Consider the following 15,845-nt stretch of genomic DNA (forward strand, 5'->3'; position numbering starts at 1 on the left):
AGCTGCCGGAGATCGCTGATCCCTCCCGGCTGGCGCCCAAGGACGCCCGCGAGCTCTCCAGGCTGTTCTTCGACCAGCTGGCGGTCCTGGAAGAGGGCACGCCCGAGTACAGCTACGCCCGCAACACGCTGATCGAGATGAACATGTCCCTGGTGCGCTATGCGGCCGGCCGTTTCCGCAGCCGCGGTGCGGAGGAGATGGAGGACATCGTCCAGGTCGGCATGATCGGGCTGATCAAGGCGATCGACCGGTTCGAGTTGACGCGCGAAGTGGAGTTCACCTCCTTCGCGATCCCCTACATCGTGGGAGAAATCAAGAGGTTCTTCCGCGACACCACGTGGGCTGTGCATGTGCCGCGCCGGCTGCAGGAAGCCCGCGTCCAGCTCGCCCGCGCCACCGAGGAACTGCGCAGCCGGCTCGGCCGCACGCCCACGGTCAAGGAACTGTCGGAGCTGATGAGCCTGCCCGAGGACGAGGTGAGGGAGGCCCGTCTGGCCGCCAATGGCTACAACTCCTCCTCCCTGGACGCCGCGATTGGTGGCAGCGAGGACGGCGAAACCGCCCTGCAGGATTTCATCGGCGCCGAAGACCAAGCGCTGGAACTGGTGGAGGACTTTCATACCCTGGCCCCGCTGATCGCCGAACTCGACGAGCGGGACCGCCAGATCATCCACATGAGGTTCGTCGAGGAACTCACTCAGGCCCAGATCGGCGAACGCCTGGGCGTGTCCCAGATGCACGTCTCCCGCCTCCTGTCACGCACACTCGCCCGACTGCGCGAAGGCATGCTCACCCACCGCTGACCCCGGCGGTCGCCACCACGACCCCGGTCATGCTCGCTGTAGATGCGGTCCGTCACCGGCAGCCCGCAAGGGCGGGCGATGGTGCTGGCTCATGGGTTCGGCTGCGATCAGAACATGTGGCGGCTGACCCTGTGCGCAGGACGCTCCAGCGAACCTTGAAGATCAGCACATCGTGCTCCCCACCACGAAACCCCAGGTGCTGAGTGTCAGGCGGCCAGTTTGTTGAATTTGCGGATCTGCTGGTCGAAGACCCGGGTGGGAGCGATGCGGCGTAGCAGGCTGAGGCGCCGGGCGAACGGGCCGGCGGTGGAGCGCAGCCGCGGCTTGCGTGCGGTGGCCGCCGTGACGATGGCCTGGGCGACGACGGTGGGGGCATCGCCGCCGGTGACCGCCTCGGCGACCACTTGGTCGACGAGGCGCCGCTGTTGCGCGTAGATCGGCAGCGGCGTGTCGGGCTGTACGAGGTTGCCCTCGAACGCGGTGTTGGTCCCGCCGGGCTCGACGAGCAGGACCCGCACGCCGAACTCACGGACCTCGTGGTCCACGGACTCGGAATAGCCCTCGACCGCGTGCTTGGACGCGATGTAGGCGGACATGTACGGCTGGGGGATGAAGCCGTAGATCGACGACAAATTGATGATGCGGCCACGGCCCTGGGCGCGCATGTGGGGCAGGACGGCCTTCGTCATGCGGATGACGCCGAAGACGTTGATGTCGCCGATCCCGCCGACGTCGCCGCCCAGGCCCTGGACGGTATCGCGCAGGGCCTTCTCGAGATCCTCGCCGACGACACCACCAGGCACGTCAAGCAGAGCCTGGCTCTGGCGCCGAACCCGGCATGAGCACGCACGCAACTACGAGACGGAGACGACGATGAAGGCCTTCCAAGTCGAACGCTACGGCGACCAGGCCGGCGTGCGTGCCGGTCAGAGCCCGGACCCGCAGATCGGCGCGGGCGACGTCCTGGTCCGGATCCGCGCCGCGAGCGTCAATCCGCTCGACCTCAAGATCCGCGACGGGGAGTTCAAGGCGATCCTGCCCTACCGGACCCCGTTCATCCTGGGCAACGACCTGGCCGGGATCGTGGTCGCCGTCGGTGCGGCCGTCACCGGGTTCGCAGTGGGCCATGAGGTCTACGCGCGCCCCGACAAGGACCGGATCGGCACGTTCGCCGAGCTCATTGCGGTGCACCAGGACGACGTGGCGATCAAACCGGCCACACTCACCATGACGGAGGCCGCATCCCTCCCCCTGGTCGCCCTGACCGCGTGGCAGGCGCTGGTCGAGCGGGCACACGTGCGGCCGGGCCAGAAGGTCCTCATCCACGCCGGCTCCGGCGGCGTGGGCACCATCGCCATCCAACTGGCCAAGCACCTGGGCGCACACGTGGCGACGACCACGAGCACGGCCAACATCGACCTGGTCAAGAAGCTGGGCGCGGACGTCGTCATCGACTACAAGAAGCAGGCGTTCGAGACGGTTCTGCACGACTACGACCTCGTCCTCGACCCGCTCGGCGGCGAGAACCTCGAGAAGTCCCTGCTGATACTGCGGTCCGGCGGAAAGGCCATCAGCATTGCTGGCCCTCCCGACGCCGCGTTCGCCCGGGAGCTGGGGGCGAACCCCATTCTCCGGTTGGTGATGACCGCGCTGAGCTTCCGTATCCGACGCCGTGCCCGGCAGCGTCACGTGACGTACGAGTTCTTGTTCATGAAGGCCAGTGGGGACCAGCTGCGCGAGCTCACCGCGCTCGTCGATGCCGGCACGATCCGGCCCGTAGTCGACCGCGTCTTCCCGTTCGAGTCGACCCGAGAAGCCCTGGAGTACGTCGAAAAGGGGCGCGCGAAGGCCGGCAAGGTCGTCATCACGATGCCGTGACTCAGCCGCACGAAGCCCCTCGAGACACCGCAACACTCGCCTTCCCATTCACCGGCGCCGTACAAGGACGCGCCGACCCGCTCGATCTCTGTGGGTGGCGTGGACTTCGTCTACCGGCAGCTCGGCCCCGGTCACGGCGTGCCGCTGATCCTGCTGCATCACCTGGCCGCGGTCCTGGACAACCGGGACCCGCGCGTCGTCGGCGGAATGGCCGCACGACGGCAAGTGATCACCTTCGACAACCGCGGGGTGGGCGCGTCACGCGGCTCCACGCCAGACACGATCGAGGCAATAGCCCGCGACGCGATGCTGTTCATCCGGCCTGGGCTTCAGGCAGGTGGACCTGCTCGGCCTGTCGATGGGCGGCTTCATCGCCCAGGTCATCGCGGCAGAGGAACCGCAGCTGGTGCGCAAGGTCATCCTCGCCGGCACCGGCCCCGCAGGGGGCCCCGGTATCGACAAGATCACCGCACTCACCATCCGGGCCATGCTGAAGGGCTTCCTGACCCGCAAGGAGCCCAAGCAATTCCTCTTCTTCACCGACACCGACCACGGCCGAAAACAAGCACGCGCCTCCCTGGAACGGCTGAAGGAACGCACAGACGATCACGACAAAGCCATCTCACTGCCGTCGTTCCGTACGCAGTTGAGGGCCATCCACCGATGGGGCCTCCATCCGCCGGCCGACCTGTCCCGCATCGGCCAACCGGTCCTGGTGGTCAACGGCGAGAGCCCCCGGATGGCGCCAAGCGAGAACACACTCGACCTGGCCGCGCGCCTGACCCGAGGCGAACTCGTCCTCCTCTCCCTGGATGCCGGACACGGAGGCATCCTCCAGTACCACGACGAATTCGTCGCACAGGCGCTCGGATTCCTCGAACCGTAACCAGCACCGATCGACTCCGACTTCCCGGGGCCAGGCAGATCGAAGCCCTGGAACGCGAACCCTGTCAGTACGCGCCCGTCCCGCAAGAGGTCGTCGACACCACCACCAGCGCCGCCGGCCCCGATGGCGCCTTGACCGTCTTCCTCGACCTGCCCGACCACGCGGCTGCCGTCCCCAAGGACGCGGTCCGAGACGCCGTGGAGGAGCCGGACGTCGACCGCATCGACGGCTTCGGCACCATCCCCCACCGCAACGCCGAACTCGCCCACCAGCTCGAAGACCTCGTCACCACCGGCCACTAGTCCTGCAACCACAGGCCACCGGGCTCAGCCAGGGACCGGATCTTCGGAAGGGGACAGCGGTTCTGCGGTCTTCGGGGCCAGCGCGCGGATGGAGGGCGTGGCGACCATGGCGAGGGTGGCGAGGAGGATGAGTGCGGCGGCCGCATAGAGGGTGGCGTGGAGGCCGAGGAGGAGTACGGCCGGTCCGGCGGCGAACTGGGCGAGCGGGAGCGCGAGGTAGGAGCCGAGGTCGTCATATGCGTAGACGCGGGCGAGGCGGTCCTCGGGGATCTGCTCGTTGAGGGTCGAGTACCAGGCGACGCCGGCCTGTTCGATGCCCACCCCTGCCACGAAGTTGGCCACGACCAGCACCCAGGTGTACGGCGCGAGCGCGAGCAGCAGCGGGGTCATCGCCGTCAGGCCCATCAGCGCACAGCCGACCAGGATCGCGCGCCGGGGCCGCCATCTCAGCGACAGTACGCCGCCTGCGACCGCGCCGAGTGAGCCCGCGGCGAGGACCAGGCCCCATCCGCTACGGCCGATCCCGGTGGTGTCAGCGACGGCCGGGCCGAGGACCGTGAACGAGGCGGTGAGGCCGGCGTTGAGGAAACAGAAGGCCACCACGATCACCCACACCCAGCTGCGGGAGGTGAACTCCCGCCAGCCGAAACGCAGTTCATGCACCACACCGGCACTGGGAGCGGGCGGCGCGACCTCGACGCGGATCAGCGCGAAGGACGCGGCGGCGAGCCCGAAGCTGAGCGCGTCGACGGCCAGTCCCCAGCCGGGGCCGACCGCGGCGACCAGTAAACCGCCCAGCGAGGCGCCCACGATCGTCGCGCTGCTGCTCGCGATCCGGGAGAGCGCGAGGGCGGCTCGGCGGGACTCGGCCGGCACGGTCTGGGGCAGCAGCGCCTGGGCGGCGGGCTGATAGCAGGAACTCGACGCCCCATTGACCGCGGCGAACACCATGAGCAGGGGCATGGCGGCGCTGTGGGTGAGGACCAGGGCGGCGATCACGGCCTGGCTCGCGGCGCTGACCACGCTGCTGGCGACCAGCAGCGGACCGCGCGGCAGCCGGTCCGCCAACACCCCGCCGAACAGCAGGAGGAGGATGCTCGTGAGAGAGTGGGCGCCGACCACCAACCCGAGCGAGCCGACCGAGCCAGTGGCGTCGAGCACGGCGAAGGCCAGCGCGATCGGCGCCACCCCGTTGCCGAGCAGGTTGGCCGTCGTACCAATGAAGAGATGACGAAACGGGCGATGGCGCAGGGGCCCCAGAACGGCAGACATGCGCCTGATCGTCGGGACTGGGCGGCACGTCGGCAACTGGTTATAGGACTGGCACTCGGCCGGGTGAGCGGCTGCCCACTCGTAGACCCCTGGCCGACGCCTTCGCCTACGCCAGCCCGGCAGGCGTGACCCCGCGGATCCACAGCACCGAGGTCCAGGTCCGCCTCCCGCACGCGGACAAGCGGGCCTGGTTCAGATGCCGGCCGGGGCTGACTACTGCGTACGAACTGGGTGCCTGGGTCAGTCGGTGGGTGTGGTCAGCCGCAGTTCTTGCGGTCGATTTTCAGCGAGCGAGTCTGATCGTCGAGGTTGTAGCCGCGCAGGTCATGGACGGAGCCACCGCTGCGAGTGACGCACACGTGGCGGCCGTTGTGATTGCGCTTCTCATACACGGGGGCGGTGCGGTCGGAGTTGTTGCGAATCGAGCTGCCGCGGTCACGGATCGCCGACGGCAGGTCCTTCACGCTGCCGTCCACGGCACGCCGCACCCACGGCTGACCGCCGAAGTCGGGCATACGCTCCGGCGCCCACAGCATCGCAGTGCTGCTGGAGGCGGGCCAGGTGCCGGTCCCATGTGCCGTCCGCCGACCAGCGGCGGAAACGTTCGTAGACCGTCTTCCACGGCCCGTAACGCTCAGGCACGTCCCGCCAGGCCGCTCCCGTGGACAGCTTCCACAGGATCACGTTGACCACCTGACGGCGATCCCGCACCGGCCTGCCCATCCGCGGCGGAGCCAGCAACGGCTCGATCACCGCCCACGACTCATCAGTGAGCTCATGACGACGCACCACGAACCGACCAACGACGCCGCCACTTTGCGGACAGACCTAGCAGGATGAGGGGCATCCCATGACGCTCAGCGTGTGGTCTCCCGGCGCAGCCGCCGACGCATGAACAGCCAGCCGCACACAAAGGAGGGGCCCGCCACAGCCCATGTCAGGGGCAGGGGTGATGCCCTGCCAGTGAGGGCGTGGGCGATCATGGTGACGCCGAGCCAGCCAGCGGAGGCGCTGACGAGGCCAGCGAACAGGGCACCGAACCTGCCCGGTCCGCGGTTCTCCTGCGGGGTCGCCAGCCACAGCACCAGCGTGGCCAGCAGGAGGGCGAGTGCGCCGAGGAGGGCGATGAGGGCGGGAACCGCGGGAGGCGGGAGGAAGGGGATCCGGTACGCGAATGCCTGGACAGCGGTGAGCACCATCAGCACGGCACCGAGGAAGGCGTTCTGGAGCAGGGTGATCTCGCCCTGTCGGCGCTGCAGATCCGCCTCCTGACGCGTGGAGACCTCCCGGCGTTGCTGGAGTGCGGTCTCCGTCTCGACCATCAGGACCGATAGAGCATCGCGGGCGCGTTCGCAGTCCGCTTGCAGGTAGACCAGGCTGTCTTCCAGTCTCTGTGCGAACCAGTCCGCCAGCGCGAGGTCTTCGGCGAAGGGTCCGTGGTCGCTCGCGGGAAGGCCGGCGGCATCCGTCAGAGTGCGCATGTTGGCAGCACCGGCTGGCGCAGACATCACCCGCACGGTGTCTGCGGGGTCGACCGGGGGAGCCTCAGTATTCCGTCCACTGTCAGCGCTGCCCGTGTCTGTTTGCTGAGCACAGCGAATCGCTCCAGAAGGGTGTGTCCTTCACACAGGATCGTCTCGTGCCCGCCGTAGGACTCCAGGTTGACCACTGCAGCGTCCAGGTGGCGGATCTCGCAGACCAGCATCGGCACACCATCGCCGTCGCAGGCGATTGCTGCGCCAGCCCTTGAATAGAGCAACGGCAGCAACTCCTCACCGCTGGCGTTGCGAATGGTCTGCCGATCTGCGCCGCTTTCCGCCTCCAGGCGCTCCCTGGCATGTTCGATCACTCGGGTCAGGGCCTGGAAGTCGGCGCGGGTGATTTCGAACGCCAGGAGATCATCCTCTGCCTGCAATACGGGCTCAGGCCGTCTTCGTCTCCGCCTCCACGGCATAACTGACCCTCCATCTGATAAGCGAAGACTGTGCACTGTTGAGCAGGCAGGCCGGGGACGGCACGAGCCACCGCCGGCCGCCTGGTCGCACGGGCCGAGCGCACAACCTCTCACCGCGCGGATGGAGCGCGGTTACCCCAGACGGCACGCCAACACTCCTCAAGCAGTGCCATGACCGGTTGCTCATGGAAGAAGAGCGACAGGAGTGGTCGAGAACAACCAACCGCAGCCTACTGGGAGTCGGGGAAAGTTTCTTGTCACATGACAACTTTTGTCAACGGTGGCCATCGCGCATGCCGGGCATCTCGCGGCGGCAGGCGTCCACCCCTCGCAGGCGACCACGAGCATCCAGAGGACAGGGAGCTGCCACGCCCAGGCCTCCCAGGGAACTGGCTGATGCAGATCGCGACGAAGGCGTGCCGCACCGACGCGGCTGACGCGGGCTCCCCAGGGGCGGCGCTGCGCGACCCGCACGCCCTGCCCAAGGGTGAGCTGTGCGCCTTGGCCGGAGCATTCAAGGGCCGTAGCAGCGGCGTCGCGCTCGCGACGATGCTCAGGCTGGCATCCCTTGGAAGGTGCCGACCTGGTTGGCTCTGGGAGCGTTGAAGGTCCCGAGTGAACGGCATGAGCTGACCCGGTGGAAATGAGACTAGTTGCCATGAGACAACTTTTAAACTCGGCATACCATCCCTAAGTGAAGAATGACGCAGCCCAAGGGGCGGCCAAAGCATGAGATTTCACGCGAGTGAGCACTGCCGGTCATCAGCGCTTGCAGGCGACCCTCAGAGCCTGACTGGTGCGCGACAAGCCCGTAATGTCCAAAGATTTGGGACCCTTGCTTCGCGTCGGCAACCCATACGGCCGTAAGGGGTATGGCTGATTCCGTGCCGCTTGTGCAGGCAGTTTCAGGGCACAGTGGGCCAGTTTGTGTGCGTCTCATGACAGGTTGTGTGGCCCTGGTGACCGAAGGGGTTACCGGATCTGACTTCCTGTGGGGGGAATGCATGCATCCACGTGCTTTCGGCACGCCCGTCTGGCGTGCCCGCAGATCAATGCGCTACGGACTTGTAGCCGCACTGGCAACGCTGTCGCTGATCGCTCCTGCAGCACCGGTATTCGCTGCCCCGTCGCCCGCCGATCCGGGGTCCGGGTCGGTGTGGGGTAAGAAGACCGACTTCCAGGTGCCGCCGGTGAAGGTCGGCGAGACCAAACCGGTGCCGGGCCAGGCGGAAGCCGAGCCGACGAAGCAACAGGCCGCGTGGCGGGCCGAGCAGAAGGAGCGTTCCCGCACCGGTGAAGCGCCCAAGGCATCGAAGGCGCCGTCTGCGGCTGCAGCAGCCGCGGCGGAGACGGTGTTCGTCCCCGAGGACCAGGGCTCGGTGCCCTGGCACAAGTTCAGCGAGTTCCGGATCACCGACTCACTGGTGGCCCGCATCAACCTCTCGACCGGCAACCTGATGCTGGCTGCCACCGACTTCGAGATCGCCGGCGTGGGGCAGAAGCTGCGGCTGGCGCGGACGTACAACTCCTTCGACGCCCCCTGGGGCAAGGTGTCCCAGCGGTGGTGGCAGGAGTACGAGCGCTACCTGCATCTGTTCGCCGACGAGATCGTCTTCTACGACGCCACCGGTGCCACGGTCCGCTTCACCGAGAACGCCGACGGCAGCTACACCACGCCCAAGGGCTACTCCAAGGACCTGAAGAAGAACGCCGACGGCACTTACACGCTCACCGACCGCAAGACCGGCTCCAAGGACACCTACAACCAGCACGGCACCCTGACCAAGGTCACGGACAAGAACAAGGGCGCCATCACTGTCGGCCAGCATGATGATGGAGCCGAGCACAAGGGCTTCAAGCTCACCGAGACCCGCTCCGGCCGATGGATCGACCTGGTCAAGACCTTCGGCAACCAGTGGCAGGCCAAGGACCACACCGGCCGCACCGCCGTCTTCGACCTCAACGCGGCCGGCGACCTGGCGAAGACCACGGACAGCGAGGGCAAGGCGACCGTCTTCGACTACGACTCCTCCCGCCGCCTGACGAAGATCACCACGCCCGAGGGACGGGTCACGGTCTTCACCTACGACGACCACAACCGCGTGCGTTCCATGCTGCGGGCCACCGACTTCAACGGCTCCGGCCACACCGGCCCCACGTACGCCTACGCGTACTCGAACACGGACCCGTCCGCGGCCGGTACGACGACAGTCACCGACCCGGAGCAGCACGCAACCAAGTACGAGCACAACGCCGACGGTGGCGTCACCAAGGTCACCGACGCGCTCAACCACTCCCGCAAGCAGACGTTCGATCCCAACCACAACATCGACACCGCCGAGGACGCCATGGGCGTCGGCGGTGCAACCGGGAACCTCACCGACTACGGCTGGGACTCCCGCAACAACCCCACCTCCGCAGAACTGCCCACGGGCGCCACAGCGTCGCTGACCGGGTATCAGACTATCTCCGGCGCGGACCTGCCCGCCACGTTGACCAGCGCCGACGGTGAGAAGACTACCTACAGCTACGACACCGCGGGCAACACCAAGTCCGTCGCCGTCACCGGCACCGGCGGTGGCAAGCGGACCTTTGACTACAACCCCGCCACTCCCACCTGCAACGGCTTCGAGGGCCAGATCTGCAAGGTCACGACCGCCATGTCGGCGACCAAGTCGGTCTCCACGTCGTTCCTCTACGACACCAAGGGCAACTTGGCCAAGGTCACCCCGCCCGCCATGCTGGGCACAACCACCTACACCTACGACGCGCTGGGCCGTCCGGAGACGGTCACCGACGGACGTGGCATCAAAACCACTTATGAGTACGACGACCGGGACCGCGTCGTCCTGGTGTCCTCGACGAACGCCACCGTGAGATACCACTACGACGGCGACGGCAACCTCAGACAGCGCGACGACGGCACCGGCGTGACCGAGTACGAGTTCGACCCGCTGTCCAGGGAGGCGGTGCGCACCCTGCAAAACGGCTCGCAGACCAAGCTCACCTACACCCCGGCCGGCAACGTCGACACCTATGAGGACCCGGCCGGCGTCACGGACTACACCTGGAACGAGGTCAACAAACTCTCCACGCTGAAGGACCCGACCGGCAAGACCACCACGTACAAGTACAACTCCAACGACTTCCGGACCACGACGACCTACCCCGGCGGCACGGTCCAGGAGGTCACTCCGGACAGGTCGAGCCGACCGGAGAAGATCAAGGCGACCTCGCCCAAGGGCACCCTGGTCGACCTCGCCTACTCCTACTCCAACGCCGGCACGGACGGCACCAAAATCCGCACCCGCACCGACGCCGTCACCGGCCTGAAGACCACCTACACCTACGACAGCGCAGGCCGCTTCTCCTACGCCAAGGAGGAGAAGGGCACCACGCTCAACTCCTCCTGGCAGTACTGCTACGACCAGGCCGGCAACCTCACCAGCCAGGGCGTCGAGCAGGGCTGCCCGCGCGGCACCACCTACACCATCAACGACGCACAGCAGATCACCGCCAAGAACGGCTCGACCGCCAACTGGTCCTACGACAAGATCGGCAACGAGACCGCAGGCGCCTCCACCCCCGAGGGCACCCGAACCGGCGAGACCTGGTCCGACTACAGCCAGTTGACGTCGATCACCGTCGCCGGCAAGACCTACGTCGGCCAGTACGGCTCCACCGACCAGAGCGAGCGCATCAAGCTCGGCGACACCTTCTTCCACAACGGCCCGCTCGGCCTCTCGGCCAAGACCACGGCCGGAGTTGACATGGGATTCAACCGGGAACCCGGGGGCACCTTGAACTCCATGACGACCGGGGGCAAGTCGTACTACTACCTCACCGACGCGATCGGCTCCGTCGTCGCGCTCGCCGACGAGAGCGGCACCAAGGTGAACACCTACGCCTACAGCCCCCGCGGCGTCGAACGCGGCACCACCACCGAGGAAGTCTCCCAGCCCTACCGGTTCGCCGGCGGCTTCCAGGACCCGACCGGGCTGTACCACTTCGCCGCCCGCTACTACGACCCCAACATCGGCCGCTTTACCAGCCCCGACCCCTCCGGCCAGGAGAAGAACCCCTACCTCTACGCCGAAGGAGACCCCGTCAACCGCATCGACCCCAACGGAACGCTGTCGTTCGGGCCGGTTCTGGACGCGATCTCTCTTGGCAACGATGCCGCAACCGTGGGCAAAGCATGGAATGCGGCCGTTGACGGTGACTTCGGCAGGGCCGCAGGCATCACCTTCGGTCTGGCCTTCGGTAAAGCGGTCGAGGGAACCTGCATCGGCGTAGCCGGGTCCCTCACGGGAGGCACTGGAGCAGCGGCTGCTGCTGTTCCCTGCATGGTGGCCGGCGAGTATGCCGGTTCCTTCGCAGAGGAACAAACTGTGCAAGCCTGGTCCTAAACAGTTCTAGACGGGGCGGCGTCACCATACGCAGCCCCGCTCACTTCAAGGAGAAATCGTGATTCACGTCGCCTCAGAGGGTAAAGGATGGTGGATTCCTGAAGGGTGGGGGCCGCTCATCTTTTTCGTCGCCCTCGCGTGCGTGTTCGGCATTATCGTCTATTACCGGAAACAGCAGAAGTGAGGTGCGCTCGGCGACGAGCCGCCACGATGCCTATCGTGGTAAGTCGGCGCCAGACCGCCCTCGGCAGGGGTATTGGCGGTCGGTGCCTCGCTGGGTTCGCCCCGTGGCTGCTACGCGGCTAAAGGTTGTCTCGTAACTCGGTGAGCTGGTCGGCGTTGGGTTGGTCGTGCAGGTACTCTCCACTCAACGGACCGCGGTTATTGAGGCGTTCACCGGGCTATGTCCGGCTCAGTTCCAGCGTTTGGTGCAGGCGGTACGGATCAAGGGCGGACGCGCTCTTACGCCATCACGGCCCGGTCGGCCGTGGGCATTGGGCCTGGACGACCGGGTCCTGCTGGTGGCGATGTACTACCGCACTAACCTCACGATGCGGCAGCTAGCGCCGTTGTTCGGGATCTCCTCAGCAGCGGTCGGTCGGATCATCGACCGGCACAGCCCGCTGCTCGCCCTCGCACGGGCCCGCCGCAAGCCGAAGGCGGACGAAGTCGTCATCGTCGATGGCACCCTGGTGCCCACCCGTGACCGCAGCGTCTCGGCCTCCTCGAAGAACTACCGCTACTCGGCGAATCTACAAGTGCTGGTGCATGCCGATACTCGCCTCGTGCTGGCCGTTGGCCGCCCGTTGCCGGGTAACCGCAACGACTGCACTGCCTTCACCGAGTCCGGCATCGACAGCGCCTGCGGCAGGGCCACTGTCCTCGCCGACGGTGGATACCAGGGCACCGGCGCTCTCATCCCGCACCGTCGCAAGGCCGGCCAGGACCGGCTCGAAGGCTGGAAGGACGACCACAACGCCTCACACCGCCGGGTGCGCGCCCGCATCGAGCACGCCTTCGCCCGGATGAAAAACTGGAAGATCCTTCGGGACTGCCGTCGCCGCGGTGACGGCGTCTACTGGGCCGCCAGCGGCATCGCACGTATGCACAACCTGGCCCTCGACCAGTGAAAGGCGCGTCTCTTTGATGGGCTGAGCAGAGGTCGGGGGTCACTTTCCGTAAGCGCGCAGGAAGACGTCTATCGCAGTGTCAGCGACGGTGTCCGGGGCGGCGTCGGGGCGGTACTCCAACGGGCCGGTGAGAAGAGAGAGGAAGTGCTCGGCGGCGAGCTCCGGGTCGCACGGGCGCAGGCGGCCGGCGAGAGCCAGGCGGGCCAGGCGATCAGCGAGGGCGGAACGTACCCGCATGGCTGTGCGCTCGCGTACGCTCGCCGCCAGGTCGGGGAATTGAGCCGCCTGGGCGCAAGCCAACTGCCGCACGGCGCGAGCGTCTTCGTTGCTGAGAGCCTGGAGCAGGCCGTGGGCCGCGGCCGTGAGTGACGCGCGCGGGTCGCTGTCAGCGGCGGCCGCGCGCAGCTGCTCGACGACGGCGAGACTCTGTGCACCAACCCGGTCGGCGGCGGCAATTACGGCCTCGCGATAGAGGCTCTCCTTGTCGTTCAGGTGACTGTAAACGGTCGGCTTGGCGACGCCCGCCTCCTGCGCGATCTCCTTCACGCACGCCTGGGCGTAGCCGTGTCGCATGAATACCGCGAACGCGCCGTCCAGGATCGCCTGCCGCCGCTCGATCCGTCCACGGGCAGGACGCCCGCCCTCGGTTGACACTTCTGAACCCATAGGTTCAGTGTAGTGACTGAACCCAATGGAACGAAAAACTGAACCAGCTGGTTCAGTCTGCACGAGAATGGGAGGGGTGGGACAGGCGTGATCGTCCACATGCTGCGCTTCACGTTCAAGGAGACCGCGACCGAGGAGGAGCGCGAGAGCGTACTCGCGGTGCTGCGGCGTACGGCCTCTGTCGAGTCGGTGTCGTTCTCGACGGTGGGCCAATGCCTCGGCGATTCCGACGGCTTCACCCACGCCTACTGCGTGGGCATCACCGACCTGCCGACCCTGCGGCGCTACATGCACGACCCGGTTCACCTGGCCGGCGACCCGCAGATCACGCCCTACCTGGACAGGATCGCCATCGGCCCGGACCTATCCGACGACATGACGCCCACCCTGGCCCAGGACATCCTCGCCCTGCATGAGGAGAAGGTCGCGCTCTATCCGGAGTGGGCAGCCGAACTCGGCACGCTGCTGGCGACCTGAAGGAACCCGGAGCCAGCAGTCGACACCGTCCCCGCACCAGCGCCCCAGTCGCAGTTACGAGACAACCTTTAGCTGGGGGGAAGTCAGATTACAGATTCCCTTTTAGCCAGACCAGTCGCTATCGGTACCCCGATGGCGGTGAGAAGAGACGTAGAGTGCGTCAGGTCGGAGTATCACTACAGCGTCAAGCGCTGGCCAGGCGGTTGTTGATCACGACCCATGTCTTCGGTGTGCTCGGTGTCGTATTCTCAGCCGCACTACTGATCATGGGCGTGGTCGCTGGCGGACTGACTGTTCTCGCTATGACAGTCCTCTTTTGGGTCGGGGCGGTTGTGAGCGCGCGAGCCAGGGCAAAGAGCCGACAGCGGCCTGCCCGCGCTGTCCGACCTCGTCTTCGGCGGCCACGACACCCTCGACTGCCCCCTGCCCAAACGCGCCGAGTTCCTGACCGCCGGCGGCGTCCTCCCACCCGGCGTGGCAACCGCCGTCGCCGCTGAACTCGCCGCCGCCGACCGGGAGATCAGGCCCGGCGGCCCCACACCGGGGGACACGAGGAGCGAGACCGAACTGATCTCGGCCTTCGCCGACGACCTGCGCGACTTCATGCACCGCCACGAGCTGGAGCGGGCCGTGGTGGTGAACGTCGCCTCCACCGAACCCGCCTCCCAAGGGCCCGACGCCCCGCTGCCGGCCAGCACTCTGTACGCCCTGGCCGCCCTGCGCGCCGGCTGCCCCTACGTCAACTTCACCCCCTCCGAGGGCATGCACCACCCGGCCGCCGCCCGAGAGGCCGAGCGCAGCGGCCTGCCCCACGCCGGCCGGGACGGCAAGACCGGGCAGACCCTGCTGCGGGCCGTCCTCGGCCCGATGTTCGCGCAGCGCGCGCTGACGGTCCGGGCCTGGTCGGGTACGAACCTGCTCGGCGGCGGCGACGGCGCCGCCCTCGCCGACCCGGCCGCCGCCGCGGCGAAGAACGCCGGCAAGGAACGTGTCCTCGCCGACACCCTCGGCACCGTCCCCGAGGGCGAGGTCCACATCGACGACGTCCCCGCCCTCGGCGACTGGAAGACCGCCTGGGACCACATCGCCTTCGACGGCTTCCTCGGCACCCGCATGATCCTCCAGACCATCTGGCAGGGCTGCGACTCGGCCCTGGCCGCACCCCTGGTGCTGGACCTGGCCCGCCTGACCGCCCGCGCCCACGAGGCGGGGGTGTCCGGCCCGCTCGGCGCTCTCGGCTTCTACTTCAAGGACCCGGTGGGGGACGGGCCGTCCGGGCTGGCCGAGCAGTACGGCGAACTGATCCGGTTCGGGCGGAGCCTCGAAGATGCCGACGGAGAGGACCGCGGCACCCGGGCGATGCGGGGCACGGAGGAGACAGGGGGAGCCCTGTGACGACGCGCGAGAGCCCTTGCGGATGCCCCGACGGGACGTCCGCGGCCGCCCCGGGAGACACTGCCGCTGCCACGGCCCCCCGCGCCCACACCGGCCGCTCGCACCGAGGCCGCGCCTGGGCCGAACTCCTGCGCCTGCCCGCCCTGTTCAGCGTGCCCGGCGACGCCCTTGCAGGCACGGCAGCGACCGGCGCACCCGCCAACTCCCGCACCCTGCTCGCCATCGCCTCCTCCCTCTGCCTGTACGAGGCCGGCATGGCCCTCAACGACTGGGCCGACCGCCACATCGACGCCGTCGAACGCCCGCACCGCCCCCTGCCCTCCGGCCGCATCCGCCCGGCCGCCGCCCTCACGGCGGCCGGAGCCCTCACCGGAGCCGGACTGGCCCTGGCCGCCCGCGCGGGGCGTCCCGCCCTGGCCGTCGCCGTACCCCTGGCAGCGACCGTCTGGGCGTACGACCTCGGCCTGAAGCACACGCCCGCGGGGCCCCTGGCCATGGGCACGGCCCGCGGCCTCGACCTGCTCCTGGGAGCCGCGGCCACGACGGGCAGCACCCGGCCGGCCCTCCCCTCCGCCGCGCTCCTCGGCACCCACACCCTGGCCGTCACCACGGTCTCCCGCCAGGAAGCACAGGGCGGATCGCCCCTGCCCCCGCTGGCGGCCCTCGCAACGAC

Annotated in this window: 14 protein-coding genes and 4 pseudogenes; 11 read left to right on the forward strand and 7 right to left on the reverse strand. The window is 67.8% G+C overall.

The genetic code is table 11. The features are described 5' to 3' along the window. Positions 1–2: 2 nt before the first annotated feature. Positions 3–803 (forward strand): RNA polymerase sigma factor SigF, encoded by an 801-nt coding sequence (locus ABT116_RS29830; protein ID WP_351640271.1) that lies wholly within the window; start codon positions 3–5, stop codon positions 801–803. Between the two features lie 42 nt (positions 804–845). Continuing rightward, positions 846–941, forward strand: a pseudogene (locus ABT116_RS29835) (alpha/beta fold hydrolase); the annotation flags it as partial. Between the two features lie 68 nt (positions 942–1,009). Here ABT116_RS29835 and ABT116_RS29840 read toward each other — a convergent pair. Beyond that, positions 1,010–1,519 (reverse strand): annotated as a pseudogene (locus tag ABT116_RS29840) (SDR family NAD(P)-dependent oxidoreductase); the annotation flags it as partial. Positions 1,520–1,676: 157 nt separating this feature from the next. Here ABT116_RS29840 and ABT116_RS29850 point away from each other — a divergent pair. From ABT116_RS29850 to ABT116_RS29860, 3 genes are all read left to right on the forward strand, one after another. Further along, positions 1,677–2,681, forward strand: coding sequence for an NADP-dependent oxidoreductase (locus ABT116_RS29850; RefSeq protein WP_351640273.1), 1,005 nt, complete (start codon positions 1,677–1,679; stop codon positions 2,679–2,681). A 337-nt stretch (positions 2,682–3,018) separates the two neighbouring features. Next, positions 3,019–3,567, forward strand: a complete 549-nt coding sequence (locus ABT116_RS29855) for an alpha/beta fold hydrolase (RefSeq protein ID WP_351640274.1) — start codon at positions 3,019–3,021, stop codon at positions 3,565–3,567. A 131-nt stretch (positions 3,568–3,698) separates the two neighbouring features. Further along, a complete protein-coding gene (locus tag ABT116_RS29860; protein ID WP_351640276.1) occupies positions 3,699–3,869 on the forward strand; it encodes a hypothetical protein in 171 nt (56 codons plus the stop codon). A gap of 24 nt (positions 3,870–3,893) precedes the next feature. Here the strand turns inward: ABT116_RS29860 and ABT116_RS29865 are convergent, their stop codons facing one another. The 5 genes and pseudogenes from ABT116_RS29865 to ABT116_RS29885 all read right to left on the reverse strand — a co-directional run bounded on the left by ABT116_RS29865 (position 3,894) and on the right by ABT116_RS29885 (position 7,056). Further along, a complete protein-coding gene (locus ABT116_RS29865) occupies positions 3,894–5,141 on the reverse strand; it encodes an MFS transporter (protein WP_351640278.1) in 1,248 nt (415 codons plus the stop codon). A gap of 257 nt (positions 5,142–5,398) precedes the next feature. Continuing rightward, positions 5,399–5,656, reverse strand: coding sequence for a peptidase inhibitor family I36 protein (locus ABT116_RS29870; protein WP_351640279.1), 258 nt, complete (start codon positions 5,654–5,656; stop codon positions 5,399–5,401). Then, positions 5,586–5,933: pseudogene (locus ABT116_RS29875) on the reverse strand (transposase); the annotation flags it as partial. The gene ABT116_RS29870 and the pseudogene ABT116_RS29875, both read right to left, overlap by 71 nt. A 65-nt stretch (positions 5,934–5,998) precedes the next feature. Further along, on the reverse strand, positions 5,999–6,649 hold the full coding sequence (locus ABT116_RS29880; protein WP_351640281.1) for a CATRA conflict system CASPASE/TPR repeat-associated protein: 651 nt from the start codon (positions 6,647–6,649) through the stop codon (positions 5,999–6,001). Further along, positions 6,649–7,056: a hypothetical protein gene (locus tag ABT116_RS29885; RefSeq protein WP_351640283.1), complete on the reverse strand. Its 408-nt coding sequence runs from the start codon at positions 7,054–7,056 to the stop codon at positions 6,649–6,651. The genes ABT116_RS29880 and ABT116_RS29885 overlap by 1 nt, the downstream gene beginning before the upstream one ends. Positions 7,057–8,147: 1,091 nt before the next feature. On the opposite strand from ABT116_RS29885, the gene ABT116_RS29890 reads away from it, so the two are divergent. The 3 genes from ABT116_RS29890 to ABT116_RS29900 all read left to right on the forward strand — a co-directional run bounded on the left by ABT116_RS29890 (position 8,148) and on the right by ABT116_RS29900 (position 12,634). After that, positions 8,148–11,504: an RHS repeat-associated core domain-containing protein gene (locus ABT116_RS29890; RefSeq protein ID WP_351640291.1), complete on the forward strand. Its 3,357-nt coding sequence runs from the start codon at positions 8,148–8,150 to the stop codon at positions 11,502–11,504. 58 nt (positions 11,505–11,562) lie between these two features. Next, complete coding sequence (locus ABT116_RS29895; RefSeq protein ID WP_351640284.1) at positions 11,563–11,688, forward strand: hypothetical protein; 126 nt, start codon at positions 11,563–11,565, stop codon at positions 11,686–11,688. Between the two features lie 166 nt (positions 11,689–11,854). Further along, complete coding sequence (locus ABT116_RS29900; protein ID WP_351640286.1) at positions 11,855–12,634, forward strand: transposase; 780 nt, start codon at positions 11,855–11,857, stop codon at positions 12,632–12,634. Positions 12,635–12,673: 39 nt separating this feature from the next. Here ABT116_RS29900 and ABT116_RS29905 read toward each other — a convergent pair whose 3' ends face one another. Beyond that, positions 12,674–13,300, reverse strand: coding sequence for a TetR/AcrR family transcriptional regulator (locus ABT116_RS29905; protein ID WP_351640288.1), 627 nt, complete (start codon positions 13,298–13,300; stop codon positions 12,674–12,676). 87 nt (positions 13,301–13,387) lie between these two features. On the opposite strand from ABT116_RS29905, the gene ABT116_RS29910 reads away from it, so the two are divergent. The 3 genes and pseudogenes from ABT116_RS29910 to ABT116_RS29920 form a co-directional block, all read left to right on the forward strand. Beyond that, on the forward strand, positions 13,388–13,777 hold the full coding sequence (locus ABT116_RS29910; protein ID WP_351640290.1) for a Dabb family protein: 390 nt from the start codon (positions 13,388–13,390) through the stop codon (positions 13,775–13,777). 357 nt (positions 13,778–14,134) lie between these two features. Continuing rightward, positions 14,135–15,172, forward strand: a pseudogene (locus tag ABT116_RS29915) (inositol-3-phosphate synthase); the annotation flags it as partial. Next, positions 15,169–15,845, forward strand: a 677-nt coding sequence (locus tag ABT116_RS29920) for an SCO3242 family prenyltransferase (RefSeq protein ID WP_502983958.1), incomplete at its 3' end; no start/stop codon positions are given. The pseudogene ABT116_RS29915 and the gene ABT116_RS29920, both read left to right, overlap by 4 nt.

It is taken from the genome of Streptomyces sp. NPDC002130 (assembly GCF_040296465.1).
Lineage (GTDB): Bacteria > Actinomycetota > Actinomycetes > Streptomycetales > Streptomycetaceae > Streptomyces.

Bases quoted from the DNA above. Each gene is read 5' to 3' on its own strand.
- ABT116_RS29850 (WP_351640273.1), top strand. From the start codon at position 1,677: ATGAAGGCCTTCCAAGTCGAACGCTACGGCGACCAGGCCGGCGTGCGT.
- ABT116_RS29865 (WP_351640278.1), bottom strand. From the start codon at position 5,141: ATGTCTGCCGTTCTGGGGCCCCTGCGCCATCGCCCGTTTCGTCATCTC.
- ABT116_RS29870 (WP_351640279.1), bottom strand. From the start codon at position 5,656: ATGCCCGACTTCGGCGGTCAGCCGTGGGTGCGGCGTGCCGTGGACGGC.
- ABT116_RS29880 (WP_351640281.1), bottom strand. From the start codon at position 6,649: ATGTCTGCGCCAGCCGGTGCTGCCAACATGCGCACTCTGACGGATGCC.
- ABT116_RS29890 (WP_351640291.1), top strand. From the start codon at position 8,148: ATGCGCTACGGACTTGTAGCCGCACTGGCAACGCTGTCGCTGATCGCT.
- ABT116_RS29905 (WP_351640288.1), bottom strand. From the start codon at position 13,300: ATGGGTTCAGAAGTGTCAACCGAGGGCGGGCGTCCTGCCCGTGGACGG.